We start from the raw sequence: 23,344 nt of genomic DNA on the forward strand, positions 1-23,344 counted from the left end.
AAAGGTGGCATCTGCGAAACACCCGGCCTCGCCGGTGCTAACTAAAAAGGACGTGATCGGGATGACCGACAGCTCGGGCAAGAATCTGCTGGCGCTCAATTGCGGCTCGTCTTCGATCAAGTTTGCAGTATTCACAGACCGGCTCGAACGCAGCTTCTCCGGACTGGTCGAGGCAATCGGCCACGACCAGACGCCACGGCTAAAAACGTCGGCCGGTGAGAAGTTGGAATTCGGCGACCCCGATCAGGGCCACGCCGAGGTGCTGCCGCGGCTGATCAATGAGATCGTCCTGCCTCGCGCGGGAGCGATCGAGGGTGTCGGCCACCGCATTGTTCACGGCGGCGAACTGTTCAATGCCCCTGTCAGGATCACCCCAGAGATCCGCTCGGGCATCTCAGAACTCTCACCTCTGGCGCCTGGCCACCAGCCGCATAATCTGGCGGGCATCGACGCGGCCACACAGGCCCTTCCGTATGTTCCGCAGATCGCCTGTTTCGACACCGCGTTCCATTCAGACATCTCCGCAGTGCGCCGTGAAATGCCCCTGCCGCGCCATTATGCCAGGGATGGACTCATTCGTTATGGCTTCCACGGCCTGTCCTATGAGCATGTCGCCGCCAGCCTTTCTGGCCTGGGCCTTTCCTCGGGCCGGGTGATCGCCTGCCATCTCGGCAATGGCTGCTCGATCTGCGGCATGATCGATGGAAAAAGTGTCTGGACGTCGATGGGTTTCACCCCGCTTGACGGGCTGATGATGGGCCAGCGTCCGGGCCGGCTCGATCCTGGCGCAGTGCTCTGGCTGGTCGAACAACATGGCGGCGACACCGCAGCCGTCGGCAAGCTGCTCTATCACCAGAGCGGGCTTTCCGGCGTATCCGGCCTGTCAGGCGACATGCGAACGCTTCTGTCGAGCGAGCAACCCGATGCCGGCTTTGCGGTTGAGATGTTTGTCGACCGGCTGGTTCAGGAGATCGGCGGCGCGGCGGCGAGTCTTGGCGGCATCGACGCACTGGTCTTCTCCGGCGGCATCGGCGAGAACGCAGCACCGATCCGATCCATGGTTCTCGAAAAGCTTGAATGGCTCGGCTTCAGTCTCGACGCAGCCGCCAATGCCGCAGGAGCTAGTCGCCTGACCGCCCCAGAAAGCGCAAGACAGGCCTTCATTGTCAAAGCCGACGAGGAACACATCATCGCCCAGGCTGTGGCCGGGCTGTTGGGCTGATTGAGCCTATTGCCAGTTGCCGGCCAGTGCCCGCAGCAGGTCCGATCGGCTGATCTGACCCACCAGCCGCCCCTCCGACATCACGGGAAAGCGCCGGAAAGAACTCGCCAGAAACACTTCGGCAGCCTCCACAAGATCGAGATCCGCATCCAGCGACACCGGATTGGAGGACATATAGTCGGCAACACTGCCGCCCCATTCCCGGTAATAGCTCGCATGCAGCGCCGCCTTGAAGCAGTCCTTCTGGGACAGCATGCCGAGAAGATTTCCGGTCGCATCGAGCACCGGCGCGCCGGAAATCCGATTGTCGATCAGCAGGTTCATCGCCCGGTTGATCTCCATCTCTGGCATCAGCGTGATCAGTTCACGGCTCATATAGGTCCTGATCCGCGGCCGCTCACTCATCGGTCCCACCCTTGCGGCAACCACTGCACGACAGCCCGGTGGCGCAAGCCAGACCGCCGCACGAACCCTTCAGTGGTGAGCGTCCGAAAATCACACCCAGCGCCAGCCCCAGCACGGAGAGCAGAACCAGTCCAAATGCGAGCAGAAATGTCTCCATCGCCTGTTCCTCCTAGGCAATCACGTAAGCGTCGAAGCCGCCGGTCATGATCTCGTGGCTGCCACGCTTCTCAAACCGGACAAAAAGCGCCGGAATGGAATGGGTCTCGGCGAATGCCGCTCCCCGCTCCATCCCCATCACCATCAGCGCGGTCGCCAGGGCATCAGCGCGCATTGCGGATGCGTCCAGCACCGACACCGATGCCGGCAGGGCGTCGACCGGACGGCCGGAGCGCGGATCGATCAGGTGGCTGACACCGCCCTCGCCCAGGCTGATGTATTGCCTTCCGGTTCCCGATGTCGCCAGAGCCAGAGGACCAGGTGCAACAACATGCTCGACGAGACCTGGCTTGGCGTCCGGCCGTTCGATGCCGACCCGCCAGGCCCGCCCGTCCGGATGACGACCGAGTGTGCGAACCTCGCCGCCAAGCTCAAACATCACCGAATCCACTCCAACAGCCGGCAGCTCCTCGATGATCCGGTCTAGCGCATAACCTTTGGCGATCCCGCACAGATCCAGCGTCAGGCCGGGCAATCGCTTGCGCAATCCGTTCGACGAAACCGACAGGTCTGCCGGATGCGCCCGCTCTCCATGGATAGGCCCGAATCCAAAACGATTGACCAGCGGACCGATCGTCGGATCGAAGGCGCCTTCGGTCAGCCGGGAGATCTCGAGCGCGTGGCCCGCGACATCGGCAAGCGGGGTCGAACAGTTCTGCCAGTCAACCGTTTCGGTGCGATTGAAAACAGAGAGTTCGGATTGCTCCAGATAGGGCGACATCGCCTGATTGATCTCGCTGACGACGGCAGAAACCAGACTGCGTACTGCGGCCGAATGGCTTGCCTCCGGCAAGGCCGCACGCCAGGTGCTGCCGAATGCCGGACCACCGATCGCAACCGTCCCGGCCGCTGCAGGCCTCATGGTCCAGGCCATCGCGGCTGCGGTCGAGACAAGAAAACTGCGTCGTGTCATCCGCATGGCATCAGACTCCGAAATCATCTGTGAAGATATGGGATTTGTCGACGCCGGCATCATCCAGCATCGCCAGCACCGCGCGGATCATCAGCGGCGGCCCGCAAAGATAGTATTCGCAGGCCTCAGGTGCCGGATGATCCCTGAGATAGTTCTCCCAGGCCACCATGTGCACGAATCCGGTGCTTCCCTGCCAGTTGTCTTCGGGACGGGGATCGGAGAGCGCCACCGTCCAGCCGAAGTTCGGATGCTTGTCCGCCAGCGCGTCGAACTCGTCCTGATAGGGCAGATCAGCCTTGTTGCGCGCGCCATACCAGTAGCTGATGCGGCGGTCGCTCTTGAGCCGCTCGAGCTGATCGAAGATGATCGAGCGCAGCGGCGCCATGCCGACGCCGCCGCCAATGAAGATCATTTCAGCCTCGCCGGGCTGTGCCCGGAAGCTGCCGAACGGCCCGGAGGTGTCGACCTTGTCTCCCGGCTTGAGCGAGAACAGCCACGAGGAAACCACGCCGGGCATGACGTCGGGACGCGACGGCGGTGGCAGTGCCAGCCGGATGTTGAGCACGATCCGCCCCGCCTCCGTATCTTCGGGACGGTTCGAGACCGAGTAGGCACGGGTCACGGGTTCGGAACTGGAAACCTTGAGTGCCCTGAGCGTTTTCCAGACCTCGGCATGGGCATCCGGCACATCGAAATCCGCATAGTCGTGCTCGAATGGCGGAGCGGTAACCTGCACGAAGGATCCGGCCTCGACATCGAGTTCCATGCCGTCGGGCTGGTGCAACACGATTTCCCTTATCAGCGGTGTCAGTGCCCGCACGCTTTCAACCGTGCAGACGAATTTTTCCGCCGACATCAGGTCGTTGTCGACTTCGACCTCCATGTCACCGCGCATTACCACCTGGCAGGCAAGATGAACATGGTCCTTCAGGTCCGCTTTGGTCAGCCGGGCAGCTTCCGTTGGCAGCGGTGCGGAGCCTCCCTTGAGGATCTTGACCCGGCACAGCCCGCACGTACCCGCGCCGGCACAAGCGGATGGCACGAGAATTCCATTGTCGTTCAGCGCCGTCAGCAGCTTGACCCCGGTCTTTGCGTCGAACTCGCTCGATCCGTTCACTGTCAGCACGGCAGGGCGCGAGGGCGACAGGATCGATCGGGCAAACATCACCGTGATCGCCAGCACCAGCACGATCACCGTCAGCAGGACAATACCAAGAGCGATCTCTGTCATGGCGTCACCAGGGCAAAGGCCGAGAAGCCGAGTGACATCAGGCCGGTGACGATGAAAGCACTGGCCAGCCCCTCTACGCCTTTCGGCATGTCGCTGTATTTGAGCCTCTCGCGAATGGCCGCGAAGGTGATGATCGCCAGTGCCCAGCCGACGCCGCTGCCGATGCCGTAGACCACGGACTCCCCGAAATCATAGCGGCGTTCGACCATGAAAAGGCTGCCGCCGAGGATCGCGCAATTGACCGTGATCAGCGGCAGGAAGATGCCGAGCGCCCGGTAGAGCCGCGGCGCGAACCGGTCCAGCGTCATTTCCAGGATCTGCACCATCGCGGCAATGACGCCGATGAAGCTCACCAGCTTCAGGAATGTCAGATCGACTTCCGGCAACCCGGCCCAGGCCCATGCGCCCTCCAACAGCAGCAGGTTGAAGATCAGGTAATTGAGCGGGACGGTGATCGCCTGCACCACGATGACCGCCAGCCCAAGGCCGACAGCAGTATCGACCCGCTTGGAGACGGCGAGAAAGGTGCAAATCCCCAAGAAGAAGGACAGTGCAAGATTTTCCTGAAAGACCGATTTGATCAGCAACTCGCTCATGGCCGGCGGTCCTCCGCGGTTTCCAGCCGGAACTCGGGCCGCTCCACCTGCTCGGGACGCAACGCCCGCACCAGCCAGACCATAAGTCCGAGGATGAAGAACGCGCTCGGTGCCAACTGCATCAGGCCAAGTGGCTCGAACCAGCCGCCTTCGGCTACGGTTTTGACCAGCGGCACACCCAACAAACCGCCGGTTCCGAGAAACTCCCGCAACGTCCCGACGATCAGCAGGATCAGGCTGTACCCGAGGCCGTTTCCAAGCCCGTCAAGCACGCTTGGCACCACCGGATTGCGCATGGCGAAGGCTTCCGCACGTCCCAGCACCAGGCAGTTGGTCACAATCAACCCGACGAAGATCGACAGCCGCTTGCTCATCTCGAACATGAAGGCCTGCATGAACTGGTCGATCACGATCACGATCGAAGCCACGATGGTGATCTGGATGATCAGCCGGATCGATGGCGGGATGTGGTGCCGCATCAGGCTGATCACGCCGCCCGACAGGCAGAGCACCACCGTCAACGCCACCGACATGGTGATGGCTGTCGACAGGGTGGTCGTTACCGCCAGAGCCGAGCAGATACCCAGGATCTGCAGGGTAATCGGGTTGTTCCCGATCAGCGGGCTGATGAGGTGATGTTTGAGCGACATCCTAGAGCCCCTCCTGCCTGAGCCTGGACAGGAACGGGCCAAACCCTTGGTCCCCCAGCCAGAACCGCAACATGTTGGTGATCCCGTTGCTGGTACGCGTGGCGCCGGATATCCCGTCGACTTCATAGGGGGTCGAAGCCCCACCGCGCACCAGTTCGATCCGGACAGCCCCGGTCTCGTCGGCAATCTTCTTGCCGGGCCAGAGCGCAAGCCATTCCGGTTCCTCGATCCGCGCGCCAAATCCGGGCGTATCGCCCTGCTCCACGATCGCCAGCGCCGCAATGGTCGTCAGGTCCGCCTCTATCGCCAGCGCGGCCCGAATGGTGGATTGGTAGCCTGCGCCATAGACCGGCAGAACGATCAGCTTCAGGTCGCCATCCTTCTGCAGCAGGTAGACCGGCGACAGATTTGCCCGGCGCTTGATGCCCGCAATGTCTGCATCCGCTTGAAGCGCTATGCTTGCCTCAGAATCTTGCAGCGCCGCGTCGAGATCAAAACCAGCCGGATCCTCGCTGCTCGCAAAACTGCCATCATCCAGGTTGACCAGCCTTGTTTCGAGCGTATCGACACCCGATTCCATCATCAGGTCACGCATGCCAGGCAGCGTATCAAGCATCTGATCGATACGCGCCTGCCGTTCGGCCGCCCGGTTGGCCTCCTGGTAGGGTTTCAGCATGACCGAGGTAACCGACACCGCTGCAGAGGATACCAGGGCAACAAGAACCGCCATGCCGATGATCTTGACCAGGTCATCGTTCGAGCGGGCGAAGAACTTTCGAACGGGTGATAACAGCTCAGCCATGGCGCGCCTCCCGCCGTCTGACCGCCAGTTTTACATCAAGATAATCGATGAGCGGCGCGAACAGGCTCGCAAGCAGACAAGCGAACACGATGGCCGCCGGCGCTATCGCCGGACCCTCAATTGTATCGAAGAGGACAATCAGCAGGCCGACCAGAACACCATACACCAGCCGGCCCGGCTGAGTGGACGCGGCAGCCACGGGATCCGCCACGAGGAAAACCAGCCCGAACAAGGCTGTTGTCAGCACCAGCAGCAAGCTGTCCGCACCATCTCGCGCCAGACCGAAAGCAATCAGCACGGCAACCGCCGAGACCAGCACCCGCCAGGAGATCAGGCCTCCCAGCAGCAGCAGCAGCGCGCCGGGAAGCGTCGCGAGCGCCATGGCGCCACTCACCGTCGCCAAGCCCGCCCCGGTGAAGGAAAACACCAGGAACCCGGCAGCCGCCGCTGCCCCCGGTACGATGCCATAGCCGCGCCCGCCAAACACCAGTTCGCCGAACACAACCCCGAAACTCGCAGCCATGGCGACCTGCCACAACGGCAGCGCCTCGGGCGCCAGAACCGTGAAGATCAGAGCCAATGTCGCCATATGCCAGCTCAGCGCCCGCCGGCGGATCAGGGCAAAGGCCATTTCCCAGATGAGACAGGTGACCAGAGCCGTTGTCAGAACGCCAATCTGAGCTGCCCCGCGCTCAGCCACACTGACGCCCACGGGGGCGGCCAGCGCAATCAACTGGGCCAGCGTGACTCGCGCGGGCGACCATCCGCTGCGCTGTCGCATGAGATGAGGATCAAGGAGCCAGCCGGTCATGCATCCTCCGCCAGTTCATCAAGCACATGGCGCAGCATCCGCCCGTAATCAGCCCCGCTGGTGCAGGCGAGAGAAACAGCCGCCAGATCCTCTTCGACCATTTCCAGGCATCCTAGGCGACTTGCAGTCTCTGCATCACCAACGCTCAAGGCGCGCAGGAACGGGATGACCGGAACACCAAAGTCCAAGGCGCTTTCGAGTGCTGCTGTGGGTATCACCGGTGCCGGCCGCGAAGATACAAGGCGCAGCCGTTTGACCAGGCCCTTGGCGGAAGGCTCCCGCCGTGAAGGGACATCATCCAGCAAGGTAATCTGCTGGTGATAGCGGCCGAGCCAGGCTGCCCGCCGTCCACTTGTCGCAGAGCCGGAAAGAACACAGGGCGGCAGGCCGCGAGGATCCGGCAGGGCTTCTCCGCCAGTCAGCTCAGTCAGGCTGGCGCCGGTGATGGTCCGGACAAGCCGCAGCGCGCGGGCCCGGGGTCCCGTCAGGGCAACAACGCGGCTGAAATCATGAGCACCTGTCATCACCATCTTCCCGATGGACAAGACATCCTGATAGCCGATGCTCCAAACCGAGCGCCCCGGACCGACCGGATGCAGTCGGTGAATATGGGTCCCGGCCAGGCCGGAAGCCCCGCCAGACGCGAAGAAGGCGCCGCGAATGCGGTCACCAAGACCGGCAGCGATGTCTGTTCCGGGAGTCTGGCAGACATGGACCTTCCCTGCCGTCAGCAACGCCACGGCCTTGAGGCCCGCCACAAAGACATCCTGCTCGTCGGCGAGTACCACGCGCGGATCAGGCGCATGCGGGTTGTCAGGCGTCATCGTCACGAAAATCGCCTCGGCTTCCGCGTCGGGTGCGGGGATCCGCCCGAAGGGGCGGGTCAGGAAGGCGGGCCAGAAGCCCTTGGCGAGCAGCGCCGCGCGCACCTCCGTGGCAGACGACATCGGCATGGTGATCGGATCTGGCTCGTGCTGGCCGGCTTCCAGTCGGATCACCAGGGCCGAGAGGCTGCGCCGCGGTCCGAGCGTGATCGACTCGACGACACCCGACACCGGAGAAACGAAGACAATTTCCGGATGAAGACGATCGTGGAACAGCGTCTGCCCGCACATGACATTGCTGCCCTGGTCGCACATTAGCCGGGGCCGAAGTCCCGGCAGATCAGCGCCCAGCAGCGCAACGCGACTGACCGCAGGTCCGGCATGGATCACCTGCGCGGGCAACCTCGTATGGTCAGTCCTCAACCCCGGAAACACGTCCTGGCCCCACCCTCTGTTTCTTCCTTACCGGCAGCCAACCAGAAGGTCGCTGGGAGAGCACCAGCAGACCCTGTTGATCAATCACGGTACAAGGACACTATCAGGATCAATCCGTGCCTCCATTGAGCGAGATCAATGCAGCCACGCGATCAGGCGTCATTATCGGGGGACAAGAAGAGCATCCAGAATTGCCGGAAACATTCATTTGTCTGAACCGCTGGAGGTCTGCCGTGTTCCGAATTCGAACTTTACTGTCCCTGATCCCGCTGATCATCATCGCCATCCCTGCCGGTCACGCGCAGGACACATCGCCGATTACCGCAATCGTCGAAAGCTGGATGGCCTCGCCACACGGCGACCGCAAGTCAGAATCCTTTGTTCACTGGAACAAGGATGGCGCGGTGCCCGAGGATTGTGCCACCTGCCATTCCGGCCCCGGTTTGCTGGATTTTCTCGGAGCGGATGGCTCGATGGCCGGCAAGGTCGACGCGCCCGGCACGATCGAATCGCCCGTTGATTGCGTAGCCTGCCACAACCAGGCTGCAAGCAGTCTCGAGCAGATCACCTTCCCTTCGGGTGAAATCATGACCGAAGCCAGTCCCTCAGCGATCTGCATGGTCTGTCACCAGGGCCGTGCATCGGGCGACACCGTCAACGCCTCCATAGCTGGCAGCGAGAATGACACAATCAACGCAGAACTTGGCTTCATCAACGTGCACTATGCCGCCTCGGCCGCGACCGTGTTCGGCGGCGCTGTGCGTGGCGGCTACCAGTATGAGGGCAAGACTTACGCTGAAAAATTCGCCCATGTGCCCGATTTCAACAGCTGCACCACATGCCACAATCCGCACACCACCAAGGTCGTCGCCATTGATCAATGCGTGGCCTGCCACAAGGGCGCGGAAACAGTCCGCGCAATTCGCACGACCCCAGCCGATATTGATGGCGATGGCGATGCAAAAGAAGGCATCAGCGCCGAAATCAGCACGCTGCACGAAAGACTTGGCGACGCCATCCTGCTGTATGCAAAAGACGTGGTCGGCAAGCCGGTGGTGTATGATGCGCACGCCTATCCGTATTTCTTCAATGACCTGAACGGAAACGGTCAGGCGGATCCGGACGAAGCCAAGTTCCCCAACAGCTACAAGAGCTGGACGCCGCGGCTGTTGCGGGCTGCCTATAACTATCAGTTCTTGGCCAAGGAACCCGGCGCCTACGCCCACAATCCGCGTTACGCCATCCAGCTTGCCTATGACAGCCTCGAGGATCTCTCCTCCAAGGCCGCCGTCGACATGGCCGGAATGACAAGGCCCTGAAGGCCATCTCGACCCGATTGCGAGCGGTCCGGCACTTCCCGGGCCGCTTTTTCATTCCCTATCGCATGATCTTCTGACACCAAGGGCGGGAACCGATGGCCAATTCCGAAATACTCATCGCGGTCGGCATTCTGTTTCTTGCCGGGCTTTTGCTCGACAAGATCGGCCGCATCGTTCACGTTCCCCGTGTCACCCTGCTGATCCTGCTGGGAGCCGTCGTCGGACCACCCCTGCTTGATTGGCTACCGCATGACTTCAACAAGTCCGACGAGTTTTATGCTCCGACAGCCCTGACCATGGTCGCTTTCCTGCTGGGTGGCAGTCTGAGTCCCGAGACACTGAAATCTCATGGCCGTGAGATCATGATCATATCGCTGACCCTCGTTGCCGTGTCGGTCGTTGTGGTGGCCACCGGCCTCTGGCTTATCGGTCTGCCAGTGGGGATCGCGGTGCTTCTGGGAGGCATGTCGGCCGCCACCGATCCTGCCGCAACCCATGACGTCATTACCCAGGCCGGAGCCAAGGGCAGGTTTGCGACAAACCTGCTCGGGATTGTCGCCATTGATGACGCCTGGGGCTTGCTTGCCTTTTCGATGGCAATGACACTGGCCGGAATCATGGTCGATCAAAATGCCACAATGGCACTGATCCACGGGGCGACAGAGGTAGGTGGAGCCATCGCGCTGGGGCTTGCCATCGGTTTGCCCGCAGCATTTCTAACAGGGCGGATAAAGCCCGGCGAACCGACGCTCATCGAGGCCATCGGCCTGGTCTTTCTGTGCGCGGGCCTGGCGTTGCACTTCCAGGTATCATTCCTGCTGACCGGCATGGTCTGCGGCACCACCATCGTCAACCTGGCTCGCCACCACGACCGCCCGTTCCACGAGATCGAACGAATCGAGTGGCCGTTCATGCTGCTGTTCTTCGTCATGGCCGGCGCTTCCCTAAAGACCGGAAACCTGATGGAAGTGGGTTACATCTGCACTGCTTATTTCATCTTGCGCGCGTTCGCCCGGCTGCTTGGCGGCTGGGCCGGAGGCCGCCTGGCCGGACTGCCCCATCATGAAAGCAGAATGACCGGACTGGGCTTGATGCCACAAGCGGGCGTCGCCATCGGCATGGCCCTCGTGGCCAGCGAGCGCTTTCCAGAAATTGGAGAGCAGTTGCTCGCCGTTGCAGTCGCAAGCACCATTGCCTTTGAGTTGGTCGGTCCGTTTTTGACCCAGACCGCCATCCGCCGTGTAAGTCCAACGTAATCGCATATGCGACTAAAGACCAATGGATGAGCTTGAATTGCAGCGTGAAAACCTGCGGGGGCAAGGATCGTGCGCTTGCCATCAATGCATTCAAATGACACTATGAATTTGCTGTCATATTGTTCAGCTCGATCCGATCGAGCCAGAACAAGCGGAGGGAACGAATAAAGACAGCACCGAAAAACTGTTAAGCAAAATATTTCCTTGGGAGGAAACATGTCCAACGTACTCAACCGCAGAAGATTCCTGCGCGGTTCGGCTGTCGCCGGTGCTGCCGCTCTCGCAACCCCGGCAATCGCCCAGAACGCACCGACCACGCTGAAGATGCAGGCCGCCTGGGGCGGCGGTATCTTTCTCGAGAACGCTCAGTCGTTTGCCGCCCGTGTCAACGAAATGTCAGGCGGATCCCTGGTCATCGAAGTCTTGTCCGTCGACGCCGTCGTCAAGACCAGCCAGATGCAGGACGCGGTCCACCGTGGCGTGCTCGATGCAGCGCACTACGTGTCGGCCTATTGGTACGGCAAGTCCAAGGCGGCTTCGCTCTTCGGCACCGGCCCCTGCTTTGGTTGGTCGAGCCAGGAAATGCTGGGCTGGATCTATGCCGGCGGCGGCCAGGAGCTGTTCGACGAGCTGATGAGCAATCTCCGTCTGAACGTCGTCTCGTTCTTCAACTCGCCGATGCCGGCGCAGCCGCTGGGATGGTTCCAGCAGGAGATCACCGACGCCAGCCAGATGCAGGGGCTGAAGTACCGGACCGTTGGCCTCGCTGCTGACGTTCTCCTCGAAATGGGCATGTCCGTGGTGCAGCTGCCGGGCGGCGAAATCCAGCCGGCGATGAAATCCGGCCTGATCGACGCCGCGGAGTTCAACAACCCGACCTCCGACCGCGATTTCGGCATGCAGGACGTCTCGAAGTTCTACCACCTTGCATCCTACCACCAGAGCCAGGAGTGCTTCGAGGTCACGATCAACAAGGACAAGTTCAACGCGCTGTCGCCGGAACACCAGGCGATCATCCGCAACGCGTCCATGGCCGAGAACTCAGGCTTCTATTGGGGCAACACCAAGCGCTACGCTGACGACCTCGTCAAGCTTCAGGAGCAGGATGGCGTCAGCGTCTTCCGTACGCCCGACAGCGTGATGGCCGCACAGCTCGAAGCATGGGATGTGGTCACCAAGCGGATTGCCGATGAAGACCCCTTCTTCGCCAAGGTGATGGAATCGCAGATGGCCTACGCCAAGAATGTCATGGGTTATCTCAACCTGAACCAGCCCAACTATCAGCAGGCCTACAAGCACTACTTCGGCTGATCTGGAAGCGTGACAATCGGATAGTCCGGGGCTCCTTGCGATCCCCGGACGTCCAGCGCCTAGGGGTGGGCGACAAACACCCCGGCTATTCTGGAGGGGCAACTCATGAAATTTGTTTACGCCGTGGAGGGTTTGAGCCTCTGGGTCGGCAGGGCCTTCGGCTGGTGTATCCTGATCCTCACCCTGTCGGTCTCGTACGAGGTTTTCGTGCGCTACGTGCTCAATGCTCCGACCGTCTGGGCCTTCGACATGATGATCCAGATGTATGGCGCACTGTTTCTGATGTGCGGCGCCTACGCTCTGGCTCAGGACACCCATGTCAGGGCAGACGTGGTCTACCGCCTGTTCCCGGTCAGGGTGCAGGCCACCCTCGATTTCGTGCTCTACTTCCTCTTCTTTTTCCCCGGCATCCTCGCATTGGTGTGGTTCGGCTATGAAATCGCCTCCGACAGCTGGCGCTACAAGGAAGTGAGCTTCAACAGCCCGGCAAGCATCCAGATCTATTTCTTCAAGTCGCTGATCCCGGTGTCGGGCGCACTGCTCATGATCCAGGGCGCGGCCGAGCTCGTTCGCTGTGTCATCGCGATGCGGCACGGCGTCTGGCCCGAAAGGCTTGCGGACGTGAAAGAGACCGAAGACCTGCTCACGGAAGCGGACATGGACACGATCCGCTCCGTCATTCCTGGCAAATAGAAATTTCGCATGGCGCTGTGAGAAAGAGTAAGAGATGACAAATCCCGAAGTCGCCCTGCTTATGCTTGGCTTGTTTATCGTGCTGGTCTTGCTGGGTTTTCCAATTGCCTTCACCCTGCTGGCCATGGGTGTCGGCTTTGGCTATTACGCCTACCATCAGGGTCACCCGATCGAGACCTTCACCGACATCTTCAACAACAACATCTTCTATCTCCTGAACCAGAATACCTATTCGGTGATGGAGAATCCCACTCTGGTGGCCATCCCGCTGTTTCTGTTCATGGGATATGTGGTGGAACGGGCCAACATCGTCGACAAGCTGTTCTTCTCCCTCTACATGGCCGCGCGCAACCTGCCCGGCAGCCTGGCGATTGCTGCACTTCTCACCTGCGCGGTGTTCTCGACAGCTTCCGGGATCGTCGGAGCCGTGGTGACGCTGATGGGCCTTCTGGCGTTCCCGGCCATGGCCAACGCCAACTACAACAAGAGCTTCGCCTCGGGCGTGATTTGTGCGGGTGGCACGCTTGGCATACTCATTCCGCCTTCGATCATGCTGATCGTCTACTCGGCGATCGCCGACCTGTCGCCGCTGCGGCTTTATGCGGCTGCGGTCTTTCCAGGCCTGCTGCTCGCTGGCCTCTACATCGTCTATGTGATGGTTCGGGTCTGGATCACCCCCAGCCTGGCGCCCAAGCCCCAGATGGATGACGTCCCGCCGCCGCGCGAGATCTACTGGAACCTGCTCGTCAGTTTCGTTCCGCTGACGGTATTGATCGCGCTTGTTCTGGGGTCCATCCTCGGCGGTCTCGCGACACCTGCCGAGGCCGCTGCAATGGGCGCGCTGGGCGGCATCGTTCTGGCCATCCTCTACCGGTCGATGTCATGGAAGAAGCTCAAGGAAAGCGTCTTCCTGACCGCCAAGGCCACGGCCATGGTGTGCTGGCTGTTCGTTGGCTCCTGGACCTTTGCCTCCGTCTTCTCCTATCTTGGCGGGCACGACATCATCGCCCATTGGGTCGGCGGCATGGACCTCGAACCCTGGCAGTTCCTCATCCTCGCCCAGGTCATCATCTTCCTGCTTGGATGGCCGCTGGAATGGTCGGAGATCCTGATCATCTTCGTGCCGATCTTCCTGCCCCTGCTTGAGGTTTTCGGGGTCAACCCCTACTTCTTCGCCATGCTGGTGGCGCTCAATCTTCAGACCTCGTTCCTGACCCCGCCCATGGCCATGTCGGCCTATTATCTCAAAGGCGTGCTCAAGAAGCAGATCGAACTCATGGAGATCTTCCGCGGGATCATGCCCTATCTCGGCATCGTGATCCTGACCATGGTGATCATGTACCAGTTCCCCGGTATCGCACTGTGGTTCCCCGACTATCTCTTCGGTGTGTACATCCCGTGAAGATGGATCCCGCATCGCTGACAGCACAGGAAGCTGCCCAGCAGATCAGGCAGGGGCTGATCAGTTCGGTCGATCTGGTCAAGGCTTGCCTTGCCCGGATCGAGCAGACCGACGGGGCGATCCATGCCTGGGCTCATCTTGATCCGGAGCAGGCTCTTGAGCAGGCAGCGGAGATGGACCGGATCAAGCGTGCAGGCTTCGGCATTGGGGCGTTGCATGGCGTACCCGTGGGCCTCAAGGACATCGTCGATACCGCCAGCATGCCGACCGAGCGCGGCACACCTATCTTTGCCGGGAGGCGGCCCGACGCCGATGCCGGGATCGTTGAACGGTTGCGCGATGCCGGCGCTGTGATCATGGGAAAGACGGTGACCACCGAGCTGGCTTTCCTCAATCCCAGCCACACCCGCAATCCGCACGATGCCGATCGCACCCCCGGCGGCTCTTCAAGCGGATCCGCCGCAGCGGTAGCAGCCCACCACGTGCCGCTGGCGGTTGGCACCCAGACAAACGGCTCGGTCATCCGCCCCGCATCCTTCTGCGGTGTCTATGGCTTCAAGCCGACGAGGGGCATCATCTCGCGCCGCGGGATCCTGCAGACCTCGGTCTCGCTCGACCAGGTCGGTGTTTTTGCCCGCTCACTCGGTGATGTCGCGCTGCTTGCCGACGCCCTGGGCGGCCATGACCAGACCGATCCGGCAAGTTTTGCAAGGCCAAGACCAGCCATGGCCAGAGGCGCGGCGGAAACGGCGCCCGTGGAACCCGATTTTGCCTTTTTCGACATGCCGTTTCACGATCGCCTTGCCAGCGACGCCCGCGAGGGCCTGGAGGCAGTCATGGAAACTCTCGGCGAACAGATAACGCGGCTCCAGCCGGCCGATACCATGGCCGGGCTGGTTGCGGTACAGGCCACCATCCATGAGTACGAAATCTGCATGCATCTGGCCGACAGTTTTGACGCCCACTGGAGCCAGGTAAGTCCGCTCCTGCAAGGCGTTGTCGAGCGCGGCCGACGGATCAGCAAGACCCAGTATGAGGACGCACTTGCCGTCAAGGCTTCAGCCGAAAAGTTCTTCGCGGATTTCTTCGTCGAATTCGATGCCATCATCGCACCAAGCGCTGCGGGCGAGGCTCCACTGTCCGAGCAGGGCACCGGGGACCCGGTCTTCTGCACACTGTGGACGCTCGCGGGCCTGCCATCGGTCACCCTGCCGTTACTGGTCGGCGACAACGACTTGCCGATCGGCGTGCAACTGATCGGACCTGCCGAGAAGGATGACCGGCTGCTCAGGACTGCCGGCTGGTTGCAGGACAGACTGGCAGAGGAAACAGCATGAAGCCCGCCAAAGGAGAAAATCATGTCCTACACTGTTAAACTGCTTGCCGGCTTCATCGGGACAGCGCTGCTTGTCATCTTCGTGGTTGGCTTGTCGCACAGTATCTCCACGGGCTTCGCCGGCTTCTGGGGCGGATTTCCGTTCATGATGATCATCATTGTCGTGCTTGGGATGGCAATCTACGACTTTTGGGATGAATGCGTGCGCAGGAACAAGGAATGACTGGCAAGCCGAAGCTCTGGGTCACGCGAAGGCTCTCCGACGCGACCCTTGAACGTGCGGCCCGCGACTACGACGCCATCATAAATTTCGACGATGGCCTGAGTTCGGACGACGATCTGGTGGCAATGAGCGCTAAGGTCGATGCCATCATTCCCTGTCACTCGGAACGGTTCACAGCCGAAATTGCAAGGAAGCTCGATCCGCGCCTGAAGATCATCGCCAACCATTCGGTCGGCGTTGATCACTGCGATCTTCCCGCCCTGAAAGCCCGTGGCATCGTTGTTACCAACACGCCGGATGTGCTTTCCGACGCCACAGCCGAAATCGCCATGCTGCTCATGCTGGGCGCTGCCCGCCATGCTGCCGAGGGCGACCATCTGGTCCGGTCAGGCAACTGGAATTTCTGGAGCCCCTCCTTCATGGTCGGCAAGCAGGTCACGGGGGCGCGTCTGGGCATTGTCGGCATGGGACGCGTCGGTCAGGCCTTCGCCCGCAAGGCGCGCGGCTTCGACATGGACATCCACTATTACAACCGCACCCGCCTGCCACCTCACCAGGAGCACGGCGCCACCTACCATGCATCGGTGGAAAGCCTGCTGGAGAAGGCCGACTTCCTGTCACTGCACTGCCCGGCGACACCCCAAACCACCGGCCTGATGAATGCAGAACGCCTGGCATTGCTGCCAGCCGGCGCGGTTGTCGTCAACACCGCACGGGGGGCGCTGGTCGATGAAAGCGCCCTGCTCGCGGCCATCGAGAGCGGTCACATCGCAGCGGCCGGTCTCGACTGCTTTGTCACCGAGCCCGGCGGCAACCCCTCCTTTTCGGCGCACAGGAACATCTTCATGCTGCCCCATATCGGCAGCGCCACAGTGCGAACCCGTGACGCCATGGGCTTCAGGGCGCTCGACAATCTCGACGCGTTTTTCAACGGCCGGACACCGAAAGACCTGCTTTAGGAAAGTTTGCGGTGTCCTTCAGGCCCGTCGACTCAACCGTCACAGACCCATCTTGCGCCATGATCGTTTTCAGGTTCAAATCCTCCCATGAGCTATCCTGAACCCAGCTTCACCCTCGGGGTGGAAGAGGAATACCTGCTTGTCGATTGCGAGACGCTCGACCTTGTTGCGGCCCCTGAATCCCTTATGGCCGATTGCGCGGCGGAACTTGCAGGGCAGGTCAGCCCGGAGTTCCTCCAATGCCAGATCGAAGTGGGTACGCAAGTCTGCCAGACCGTGGCCGAGGCAGGCCGGGACCTCGCGCATCTGCGATCGGTAATCGCCAGGATTGCCGGCAATTACGGCATGGCTCCGCTTGCAGTCTCCTGTCACCCTTTCGCGGACTGGCACAAGCAGCATTTCACCGACAAGGAACGTTATCGTGAACTCGAGCGCGATCTTGGCGGCGTCGCGCGGCGGATGCTGATCTGCGGGATGCATGTTCATGTCGGTATTGACGACGATGAAACCCGCATCGATCTGATGGCCCAGTTTCCATATTTTCTGCCCCATCTTCTCGCCCTTTCAACCTCCTCTCCCTTCTGGAAGGGAGACGATACCGGGCTGAATTCCTACAGGCTGACAGTGTTCGACAATCTGCCCAGAACCGGCTTGCCACCGCGCTTTTCGTCGTGGTCCGAATATCGCCGGTCCGTCCAGATAATCATCGATACCGGCTTGATAGAGGATTGCACCAAGATCTGGTGGGACCTGCGGCCCTCAGACCGCTTCCCGACACTGGAGTCGCGGATTTGCGATGTCTCGCCGCGGCTTGATGATACGCTGGCCATTGTCGCCTTGACCCAGTCGATCATGCACATGCTCTGGCGCCTGCGGACGAGAAACCAGAGATGGCGGATCCATGACCGGTTTCTTGTCGGCGAGAATCGCTGGCGCGCGCAGCGTTACGGCGTTTCCAACGGCTTGATCGATTTCGGCAAGGGGACTGTTGAAGACTTTGCTGATCTGCTTGAGGAGCTGATAGAACTTGTGCGCGAAGATGCAATCGAACTGGGCTGCTGGGCTGAAGTACAGGCCGTCCGGAGGATTGTCGAAGACGGCACCAGTGCAGACCGGCAACGTTCTGTCTACGCCACCGCGGTGGCAGGAGGCGCGAGCACCAAGGAAGCGCACAGGGAGGTGGTCCGATCCCTGATCGCGGAGTTCAGCACGGGGCTCGAAGCACACCGCAACGCGGAACTCGTCACCGGTTGACCACGCTTGGCCCAGGCCTGAAAAAGATGAAGCTTGGTGGTCACATTTGGCTTTTGCCGTCGCGTCCGGCATGATCGGCCCAGACATCTGAGGCATCGGCGCAGATGCCAAGACCAACGGAAGGTTCAGTTATCCGAGTTCCGGTCATATCAGCCATTCTCTTCTCAGGCCTGACAGCCTTGACGGGATCTTCTCAACCGCAGGCCTTTGCCCAACCGATTTGCGGGCTTTCGCTTTTGCTTGCGCTGGATGTGTCATCCAGCGTGGACACCGAGGAGTTCGCCTTGCAAACCGGCGGTCTCGCAGGCGCTTTGCGCGATCCGCAGGTCAGGCAGGCAATCAGGGAAACGGGAGGCATACAGGCCACCGCACTGGAATGGAGCGGCCGTTACCAGCAGGCCACGATCACCCCATGGGTACTGCTGTCAACCGATGCGGATATTCTCGCTTTTGCAGGACGCATAGAAGCTCATCAACGGGTCTTTGAAAATTTCCCGACCGCGCTGGGCTATGCTCTGGGTCATGCCTCAACCCGGTTGCGCAACGCGCCACTGCAATGCGCCCGTGCCGTGATCGACGTCTCCGGCGACGGCGTCAACAACGAAGGATTTGGACCCGATCTCGCCTACCGGAACTTCGACTTCAGCAATGTCACCGTCAACGGGCTGGTCATCCAGGGCGCAGATCCGGATCCAGTGTCCTACTATCAATCCGAAGTCGCCTATGGGCCTGGTGCTTTTGTCATCGTTGCCGCCGAGTTCGAGGACTACGAAACGGCCATGAAACAGAAACTCCTGCGCGAGATCTACGGCGCCAGTCTTGCACGCAATAATTGAGTTAACTCGATGGTGCAGTGCACCTTTAGCGGGTATGATCACCTCTTCTGTGCGGAAATCCTGCCGCAGACGCTCTCGTGTAAACTGACGCTTCGGCAGGGCTCCAGCCGATCGAAAATCCGGCCTCAAGGCTTGATACCGCTGCAATTCGCGTGATCGCCATATCAAACCCGAGCTGATCGGAATGCCGCCAAAATCGCGCAAAAAGCCAGCAATTTCGGTGATTTTCGATTCATTGTGCGGTGCGGGTGGACAGCTGTGCCATGATCTGTAACCATTAAGAGCGTTCTTTACGGAACGCCAACGTAATCGACAGGAGGGTCATGGCGCAATGAAGCGCTTGGGTCTTCTGACAAGGGGAAGGGCGCAACAGCCCGCAGCAAGTTAGGGAGCGTGTTTTGGTCTCAACCAACACGGATGACTCGTTCGTCGTGTTCGACGGTGTACAGAAAAGCTATGACGGCGAAAACCTCGTCGTCAAGGATCTAAACCTTTCCATCGCCAAGGGCGAATTCCTGACCATGCTCGGGCCTTCGGGCTCCGGCAAGACGACCTGCCTTATGATGCTTGCGGGTTTTGAAACCGCCACCAACGGTGCGATCAGGCTGGGCGGCAAGGAGATCAACAACATCCCTCCGCACAAGCGCGGCATCGGCATGGTCTTTCAGAATTATGCTCTGTTCCCGCACATGACGGTGGCCGAGAACCTCTCTTTCCCGCTTGAAGTTCGCAAGATCGGCAAGAGCGAACGCGAGGCAAAGGTCAAGCGGGCGCTCGACATGGTGCAGATGGGCGATTTCGGCGGAAGAAGGCCGGCACAATTGTCCGGCGGACAGCAGCAGCGCATTGCCTTGGCCCGTGCACTGGTGTTCGAAGCCGAACTGGTTCTGATGGATGAACCTCTCGGCGCGCTCGACAAGCAACTGCGCGAGCACATGCAGTTCGAGATCAAGCACATCTCCGACAATCTCGGCATCACGGTCGTCTACGTCACACACGACCAGACCGAGGCGCTGACCATGTCGGACCGCGTCGCTGTCTTTGAGGATGGCCGGATCCAGCAGCTCGCCCCGCCGGATGAGCTGTACGAGCAACCGAAGAACAGCTTCGTTGCCCAGTTCATCGGCGAAAACAACACGCTGATGGGCAAGGTCGAGAAGATCGACAAGGACCTCGCGGTTGTGAGGCTCGACAATGGCGATCTGATCGACACCGTTCCTGTCAATGTCAACAATGTCGGCGACAGGACCCTCGTTTCAATTCGCCCCGAACGGGTCGAATTCAACCGTGAACGTCTGTTACCGGACGCGCACACGCTGAAGGCCGAAGTGCTGGAGTTCATCTACATGGGTGACATCTACCGTACCCGGCTGCGGGTAGCGGGCAAGGACGATTTCATCGTCAAGACCCGTAATGCACCCGACCAACGCCGGCTCAAACCCGGCGAAATGATCGAGATCGGCTGGCGTCCTCAGGACTGCCGGGCGCTCGACGCCTAAGCCTTAGACCACACCCCCAAGCGACGGCCCGATCCATGGGGGGAACCATAAACGGGTATCCTAACAAGGAGAACAGATATGAAATCCAAACTCGCAACACTGATGTGCGGAGCCGCACTTGCGATGACCGGCGCCCATGCCCATGCCGCCGACATGGCGGACTCAATGACCATTGTCAGCTGGGGCGGCGCTTACCAGAAAAGCCAGATCAATGCCTATGCCGAGCCCTACAAGGCTATGCATCCTGATGTCGAAGTGATCTGGGACGAAAGCTCCAACGAAGCTGTGGCCAAGCTCCGCGCCATGAACGAGGCAGGCAACATCACCTGGGATCTGGTCGATGTGGTTGCTGCGGACGCCATCCGCCTTTGCGACGAAGGCCTGGCAATGGAATATGATCCCGATGAGCTGCTGGCCGCGGGCGATGATGGTTCATCGGCATCCGACGATTTCGGCGACCTGATCGTCAGCGACTGCTTCATCCCGCAGATCGTCTACTCCACGACATTCGGCTACCGCACCGACATGGTTGGCGACACCCCGCCGACCGACATCTGCGACGTGTTTGACCTCGAAGCATACCCGGGCAAGCGCGCGCTCGAAAAGCGTCCGATCAACAACATGGAATGGGCCCTTCTTTGCGACGGTGTCGCCAAGGCGGACGTCTATGACGTGCTTGAAACGGAAGAAGGCCAGGCACAGGCGCTGGCCAAGCTCGACACCATCAAGGACCAGGTCGTCTGGTGGTCTGCCGGCGCGGATACGCCACAGCTTCTCGCTGACGGCGAAGTCGTTATGGGTTCGACCTACAATGGCCGTCTTTTCAGCTTGATCGAAGAGCAGGATCAGCCTGTCGCCATGCTCTGGGACGCCCAGGTGTTCGACCTTGACGGTTGGATCATCCCGGCCGGTCTTCCCGAAGATCGCCTCGCTCGTGTCAAGGACTTCGTCAAGTTCGCCACCGACACACAGCGTCTGGCCGACCAGGCCAAGTACATCTCCTACGGTCCGGCGCGTAAGTCGTCTGCACCGCTGGTAGGTCAGCATGCCGACCTCGGCATCGATATGGCTCCGCACATGCCGACGGATCCGGAAAACTCGAAGAACACCTTCCTGTACAACTACACATGGTGGGCTGATTACCGCGACGACCTGGACGCCAAGTTCCAGGCCTGGCTCGCACAGTAATCGACGAGAAAGATCGGAAGGGGCCGCCAGCCGGCCCCTTCCACACCAAGTTTGCAGCATGATTTGACGCGATAGCAGGACGGAGCCGGCCCATGACCGATGCCACGAACAGCCCTTCAACTGGCCCCATGCTTTCTGCTGACGGCACTCCGTTGAAGAAAAGCCTGCAGATCGCGCTTCGCCGCCAGAAACTGCGGGCCCTGGCGCTGGTCGCCCCTCTGCTGCTGTTCGTTCTGATAAGCTTCATCGCACCGATCGCGGACATGTTGTTCCGCTCGGTCGAAAACGAGATCGTCTCCGAGACCATTCCACGTACCGTGATCGCACTGGAGCAGTGGGATTACGAAGACGGCAATGCCGCTGCACCGAGCGACGACGTTTACGCTGCGCTCTACGTGGACTTGTCGGAGGCGGAAGAATTCAAGACCCATACACGCCTTGGGTCCCGGCTCAATTACGAAACCACCGGCATGTCGTCCCTGTTGCGCAAGACCGGTCGCGGCATCGGCCGGATGGACACTGACGAGTACACCAAGCAGTTCGAGGCTCTCGACCCGAAATGGGAAGATCCGGCGGTTTGGGTGGCAATGATGCAGTCGCCCGGGGTGGCCGAAATTTTGCCCGAAACCGCCTCCGCCTGGCAGTCCTGGCAGCGGATCGTGGCCAACAAGAACGACGTGCTGGCGGAAGAACAGCCGGAAGATTTCATCTACACGATGCTCTATCGTGATCTGGTCGCGCAGCCCGCTTCCGCCGTCGCCGCTTATTCGGGCTCCGGGGCAGAGATGCTGCAGACAGCCGACAGCGCGGTAGACGGATTCGAGGCCATCTCGCTGCGCGAACAGTTTCTCGACATCGACGAGGACTGGGCCGATGCGCAGATCTGGGGTACCATCAAGGCCTTCTCTTCGCCCTACACCGCAGGCTATTTCCTTTCCTCTGTCGATCTCCAACTGACGCCGGCGGGCGTCGAGGCTCAACCCGAAAACCAGCAGATCTACATGTTGCTGTTCGGCCGCACGATGTTCATGAGCATGGTCATCATGGGCTCGGCTATCCGATCGCCTATCTGCTTTCCAACCTGCCGCTCAGGACCTCCAACCTGCTGCTGATCCTGGTGCTGCTGCCCTTCTGGACATCATTGCTGGTGCGGACTTCCGCCTGGAAGGTGCTGCTGCAGCAACAGGGTGTCATCAACGATATCCTGGTCTGGCTCGGACTCGTCGGCGACGGGGACCGGCTGGTGATGATCAACAACCAGTTCGGCACCATCGTCGCCATGACGCATATCCTGCTGCCCTTTATGATCCTGCCGCTCTATTCGGTGATGAAAACCATCCCGCCGAGTTATGTGCGGGCGGCAAAATCGCTGGGCGCCACCAACTGGACCGCGTTCTGGCGGGTGTATTTCCCGCAATCAGTGCCCGGCATCGGCGCCGGATCGATCCTCGTCTTCATCCTGTCCATCGGCTATTACATCACCCCAGAACTGGTGGGTGGCACGACGGGCACCTTCATTTCCAACCGGATCGCCTACCATATCTCGTCCTCGCTCAATTGGGGCCTCGCGGCCGCGCTGGGGACGATCCTGCTGGCGGTCGTGCTGCTGCTCTACTGGGTCTATGACCGGATTGTGGGCATCGACAATGTGAGCCTGGGATAAGAACAATGAGCAAATACACCAAGCCTGCAGTCGATCTTGTCCGCTTTGTCCTGCCACTTATGGCACTCGCTGGCGCCGCGATGGGTTTCCTTGTCGGTACAGCCAACGGAGTGTCGCTGCTGGGCGCCATCCTCGGCGTGATCTGCGGCGTCGCTCTTGCATGGGTGCTCGCAAGCTTTGTTCCTTCGACGCGCACCGGCATCCTCGCAGCCACCGCACTGTTTGCGCTTGCAGGCCTGATGATCGCCGGCCCAGCCGGTATCGTCGGCGGCGTGATCGTCGGCTTCGTCCTGTCGTGGC

General features: G+C 60.6%; 24 protein-coding genes. 15 read left to right on the plus strand and 9 right to left on the minus strand.

Features of this window, described 5'->3' with window-relative positions; translation table 11 throughout:
- Nucleotides 1–61: 61 nt before the first annotated feature.
- A complete protein-coding gene (locus SPHINGO391_RS19585) occupies nt 62–1,222 on the plus strand; it encodes an acetate/propionate family kinase (RefSeq protein WP_152010417.1) in 1,161 nt (386 codons plus the stop codon).
- A 6-nt stretch (nt 1,223–1,228) separates the two neighbouring features.
- Here the strand turns inward: SPHINGO391_RS19585 and SPHINGO391_RS19590 are convergent, their stop codons facing one another.
- The 9 genes from SPHINGO391_RS19590 to SPHINGO391_RS19630 are packed head-to-tail and all read right to left on the minus strand — an operon-like array spanning nt 1,229 to nt 8,105.
- Nucleotides 1,229–1,627 carry a CBS domain-containing protein gene (locus tag SPHINGO391_RS19590; protein WP_152010418.1) on the minus strand — a complete coding sequence of 133 codons (399 nt, stop codon included), beginning with the start codon at nt 1,625–1,627 and terminating at the stop codon, nt 1,229–1,231.
- Nucleotides 1,620–1,784, minus strand: a complete 165-nt coding sequence (locus SPHINGO391_RS19595; protein ID WP_193217348.1) for a hypothetical protein — start codon at nt 1,782–1,784, stop codon at nt 1,620–1,622. Before SPHINGO391_RS19595 ends, SPHINGO391_RS19590 begins: the two co-directional genes overlap by 8 nt.
- A 12-nt stretch (nt 1,785–1,796) precedes the next feature.
- A complete protein-coding gene (locus SPHINGO391_RS19600) occupies nt 1,797–2,762 on the minus strand; it encodes an FAD:protein FMN transferase (protein WP_193217349.1) in 966 nt (321 codons plus the stop codon).
- A 4-nt stretch (nt 2,763–2,766) separates the two neighbouring features.
- Complete coding sequence (gene nqrF / locus SPHINGO391_RS19605) at nt 2,767–3,987, minus strand: NADH:ubiquinone reductase (Na(+)-transporting) subunit F (protein WP_152010420.1); 1,221 nt, start codon at nt 3,985–3,987, stop codon at nt 2,767–2,769.
- Nucleotides 3,984–4,583 carry an NADH:ubiquinone reductase (Na(+)-transporting) subunit E gene (nqrE, locus tag SPHINGO391_RS19610; RefSeq protein ID WP_152010421.1) on the minus strand — a complete coding sequence of 200 codons (600 nt, stop codon included), beginning with the start codon at nt 4,581–4,583 and terminating at the stop codon, nt 3,984–3,986. Before nqrE ends, nqrF begins: the two co-directional genes overlap by 4 nt.
- Complete coding sequence (locus SPHINGO391_RS19615) at nt 4,580–5,233, minus strand: NADH:ubiquinone reductase (Na(+)-transporting) subunit D (RefSeq protein ID WP_152010422.1); 654 nt, start codon at nt 5,231–5,233, stop codon at nt 4,580–4,582. Before SPHINGO391_RS19615 ends, nqrE begins: the two co-directional genes overlap by 4 nt.
- A gap of 1 nt (nt 5,234) precedes the next feature.
- A complete protein-coding gene (nqrC, locus tag SPHINGO391_RS19620; RefSeq protein WP_152010423.1) occupies nt 5,235–6,035 on the minus strand; it encodes an NADH:ubiquinone reductase (Na(+)-transporting) subunit C in 801 nt (266 codons plus the stop codon).
- Nucleotides 6,028–6,846 (minus strand): RnfABCDGE type electron transport complex subunit D, encoded by an 819-nt coding sequence (locus tag SPHINGO391_RS19625; protein ID WP_152010424.1) that lies wholly within the window; start codon nt 6,844–6,846, stop codon nt 6,028–6,030. The genes nqrC and SPHINGO391_RS19625 overlap by 8 nt, the downstream gene beginning before the upstream one ends.
- Nucleotides 6,843–8,105, minus strand: a complete 1,263-nt coding sequence (locus SPHINGO391_RS19630) for an NADH:ubiquinone reductase (Na(+)-transporting) subunit A (protein ID WP_152010425.1) — start codon at nt 8,103–8,105, stop codon at nt 6,843–6,845. Before SPHINGO391_RS19630 ends, SPHINGO391_RS19625 begins: the two co-directional genes overlap by 4 nt.
- A 233-nt stretch (nt 8,106–8,338) precedes the next feature.
- On the opposite strand from SPHINGO391_RS19630, the gene SPHINGO391_RS19635 reads away from it, so the two are divergent.
- From SPHINGO391_RS19635 to SPHINGO391_RS19695, 14 genes are all read left to right on the plus strand, one after another.
- Complete coding sequence (locus SPHINGO391_RS19635; protein ID WP_244615267.1) at nt 8,339–9,424, plus strand: cytochrome c3 family protein; 1,086 nt, start codon at nt 8,339–8,341, stop codon at nt 9,422–9,424.
- A gap of 95 nt (nt 9,425–9,519) precedes the next feature.
- Nucleotides 9,520–10,680 carry a cation:proton antiporter gene (locus SPHINGO391_RS19640; RefSeq protein ID WP_152010426.1) on the plus strand — a complete coding sequence of 387 codons (1,161 nt, stop codon included), beginning with the start codon at nt 9,520–9,522 and terminating at the stop codon, nt 10,678–10,680.
- A gap of 216 nt (nt 10,681–10,896) precedes the next feature.
- A complete protein-coding gene (locus tag SPHINGO391_RS19645) occupies nt 10,897–11,991 on the plus strand; it encodes a TRAP transporter substrate-binding protein (RefSeq protein WP_152010427.1) in 1,095 nt (364 codons plus the stop codon).
- 105 nt (nt 11,992–12,096) lie between these two features.
- Complete coding sequence (locus tag SPHINGO391_RS19650; protein ID WP_152010428.1) at nt 12,097–12,684, plus strand: TRAP transporter small permease subunit; 588 nt, start codon at nt 12,097–12,099, stop codon at nt 12,682–12,684.
- A 34-nt stretch (nt 12,685–12,718) separates the two neighbouring features.
- The gene (locus SPHINGO391_RS19655) at nt 12,719–14,086 is read left to right on the plus strand and encodes a TRAP transporter large permease subunit (RefSeq protein WP_152010429.1); all 1,368 of its coding nucleotides are present in this window, start codon (nt 12,719–12,721) and stop codon (nt 14,084–14,086) included.
- Nucleotides 14,087–14,088: 2 nt separating this feature from the next.
- Nucleotides 14,089–15,423: an amidase gene (locus SPHINGO391_RS19660; RefSeq protein ID WP_244615454.1), complete on the plus strand. Its 1,335-nt coding sequence runs from the start codon at nt 14,089–14,091 to the stop codon at nt 15,421–15,423.
- A gap of 21 nt (nt 15,424–15,444) precedes the next feature.
- Complete coding sequence (locus SPHINGO391_RS19665; protein WP_152010431.1) at nt 15,445–15,645, plus strand: hypothetical protein; 201 nt, start codon at nt 15,445–15,447, stop codon at nt 15,643–15,645.
- The gene (locus SPHINGO391_RS19670; RefSeq protein ID WP_152010432.1) at nt 15,642–16,604 is read left to right on the plus strand and encodes a D-glycerate dehydrogenase; all 963 of its coding nucleotides are present in this window, start codon (nt 15,642–15,644) and stop codon (nt 16,602–16,604) included. Before SPHINGO391_RS19665 ends, SPHINGO391_RS19670 begins: the two co-directional genes overlap by 4 nt.
- Nucleotides 16,605–16,691: 87 nt before the next feature.
- Complete coding sequence (locus SPHINGO391_RS19675) at nt 16,692–17,858, plus strand: carboxylate-amine ligase (RefSeq protein ID WP_152010433.1); 1,167 nt, start codon at nt 16,692–16,694, stop codon at nt 17,856–17,858.
- Between the two features lie 179 nt (nt 17,859–18,037).
- Nucleotides 18,038–18,694, plus strand: coding sequence for a DUF1194 domain-containing protein (locus tag SPHINGO391_RS19680; protein ID WP_280177932.1), 657 nt, complete (start codon nt 18,038–18,040; stop codon nt 18,692–18,694).
- Nucleotides 18,695–19,092: 398 nt separating this feature from the next.
- Nucleotides 19,093–20,193, plus strand: coding sequence for an ABC transporter ATP-binding protein (locus SPHINGO391_RS19685; protein ID WP_152010435.1), 1,101 nt, complete (start codon nt 19,093–19,095; stop codon nt 20,191–20,193).
- Nucleotides 20,194–20,271: 78 nt separating this feature from the next.
- A complete protein-coding gene (locus tag SPHINGO391_RS19690; protein WP_152010436.1) occupies nt 20,272–21,381 on the plus strand; it encodes an extracellular solute-binding protein in 1,110 nt (369 codons plus the stop codon).
- 92 nt (nt 21,382–21,473) lie between these two features.
- Nucleotides 21,474–22,493, plus strand: coding sequence for a hypothetical protein (locus SPHINGO391_RS25365; RefSeq protein ID WP_343200332.1), 1,020 nt, complete (start codon nt 21,474–21,476; stop codon nt 22,491–22,493).
- A 5-nt stretch (nt 22,494–22,498) separates the two neighbouring features.
- On the plus strand, nt 22,499–23,044 hold the full coding sequence (locus SPHINGO391_RS19695; protein ID WP_343200333.1) for an ABC transporter permease: 546 nt from the start codon (nt 22,499–22,501) through the stop codon (nt 23,042–23,044).
- Nucleotides 23,045–23,344: the final 300 nt, after the last annotated feature.

It is taken from the genome of Hoeflea sp. EC-HK425, assembly GCF_902498795.1.
GTDB lineage: Bacteria > Pseudomonadota > Alphaproteobacteria > Rhizobiales > Rhizobiaceae > Hoeflea > Hoeflea alexandrii.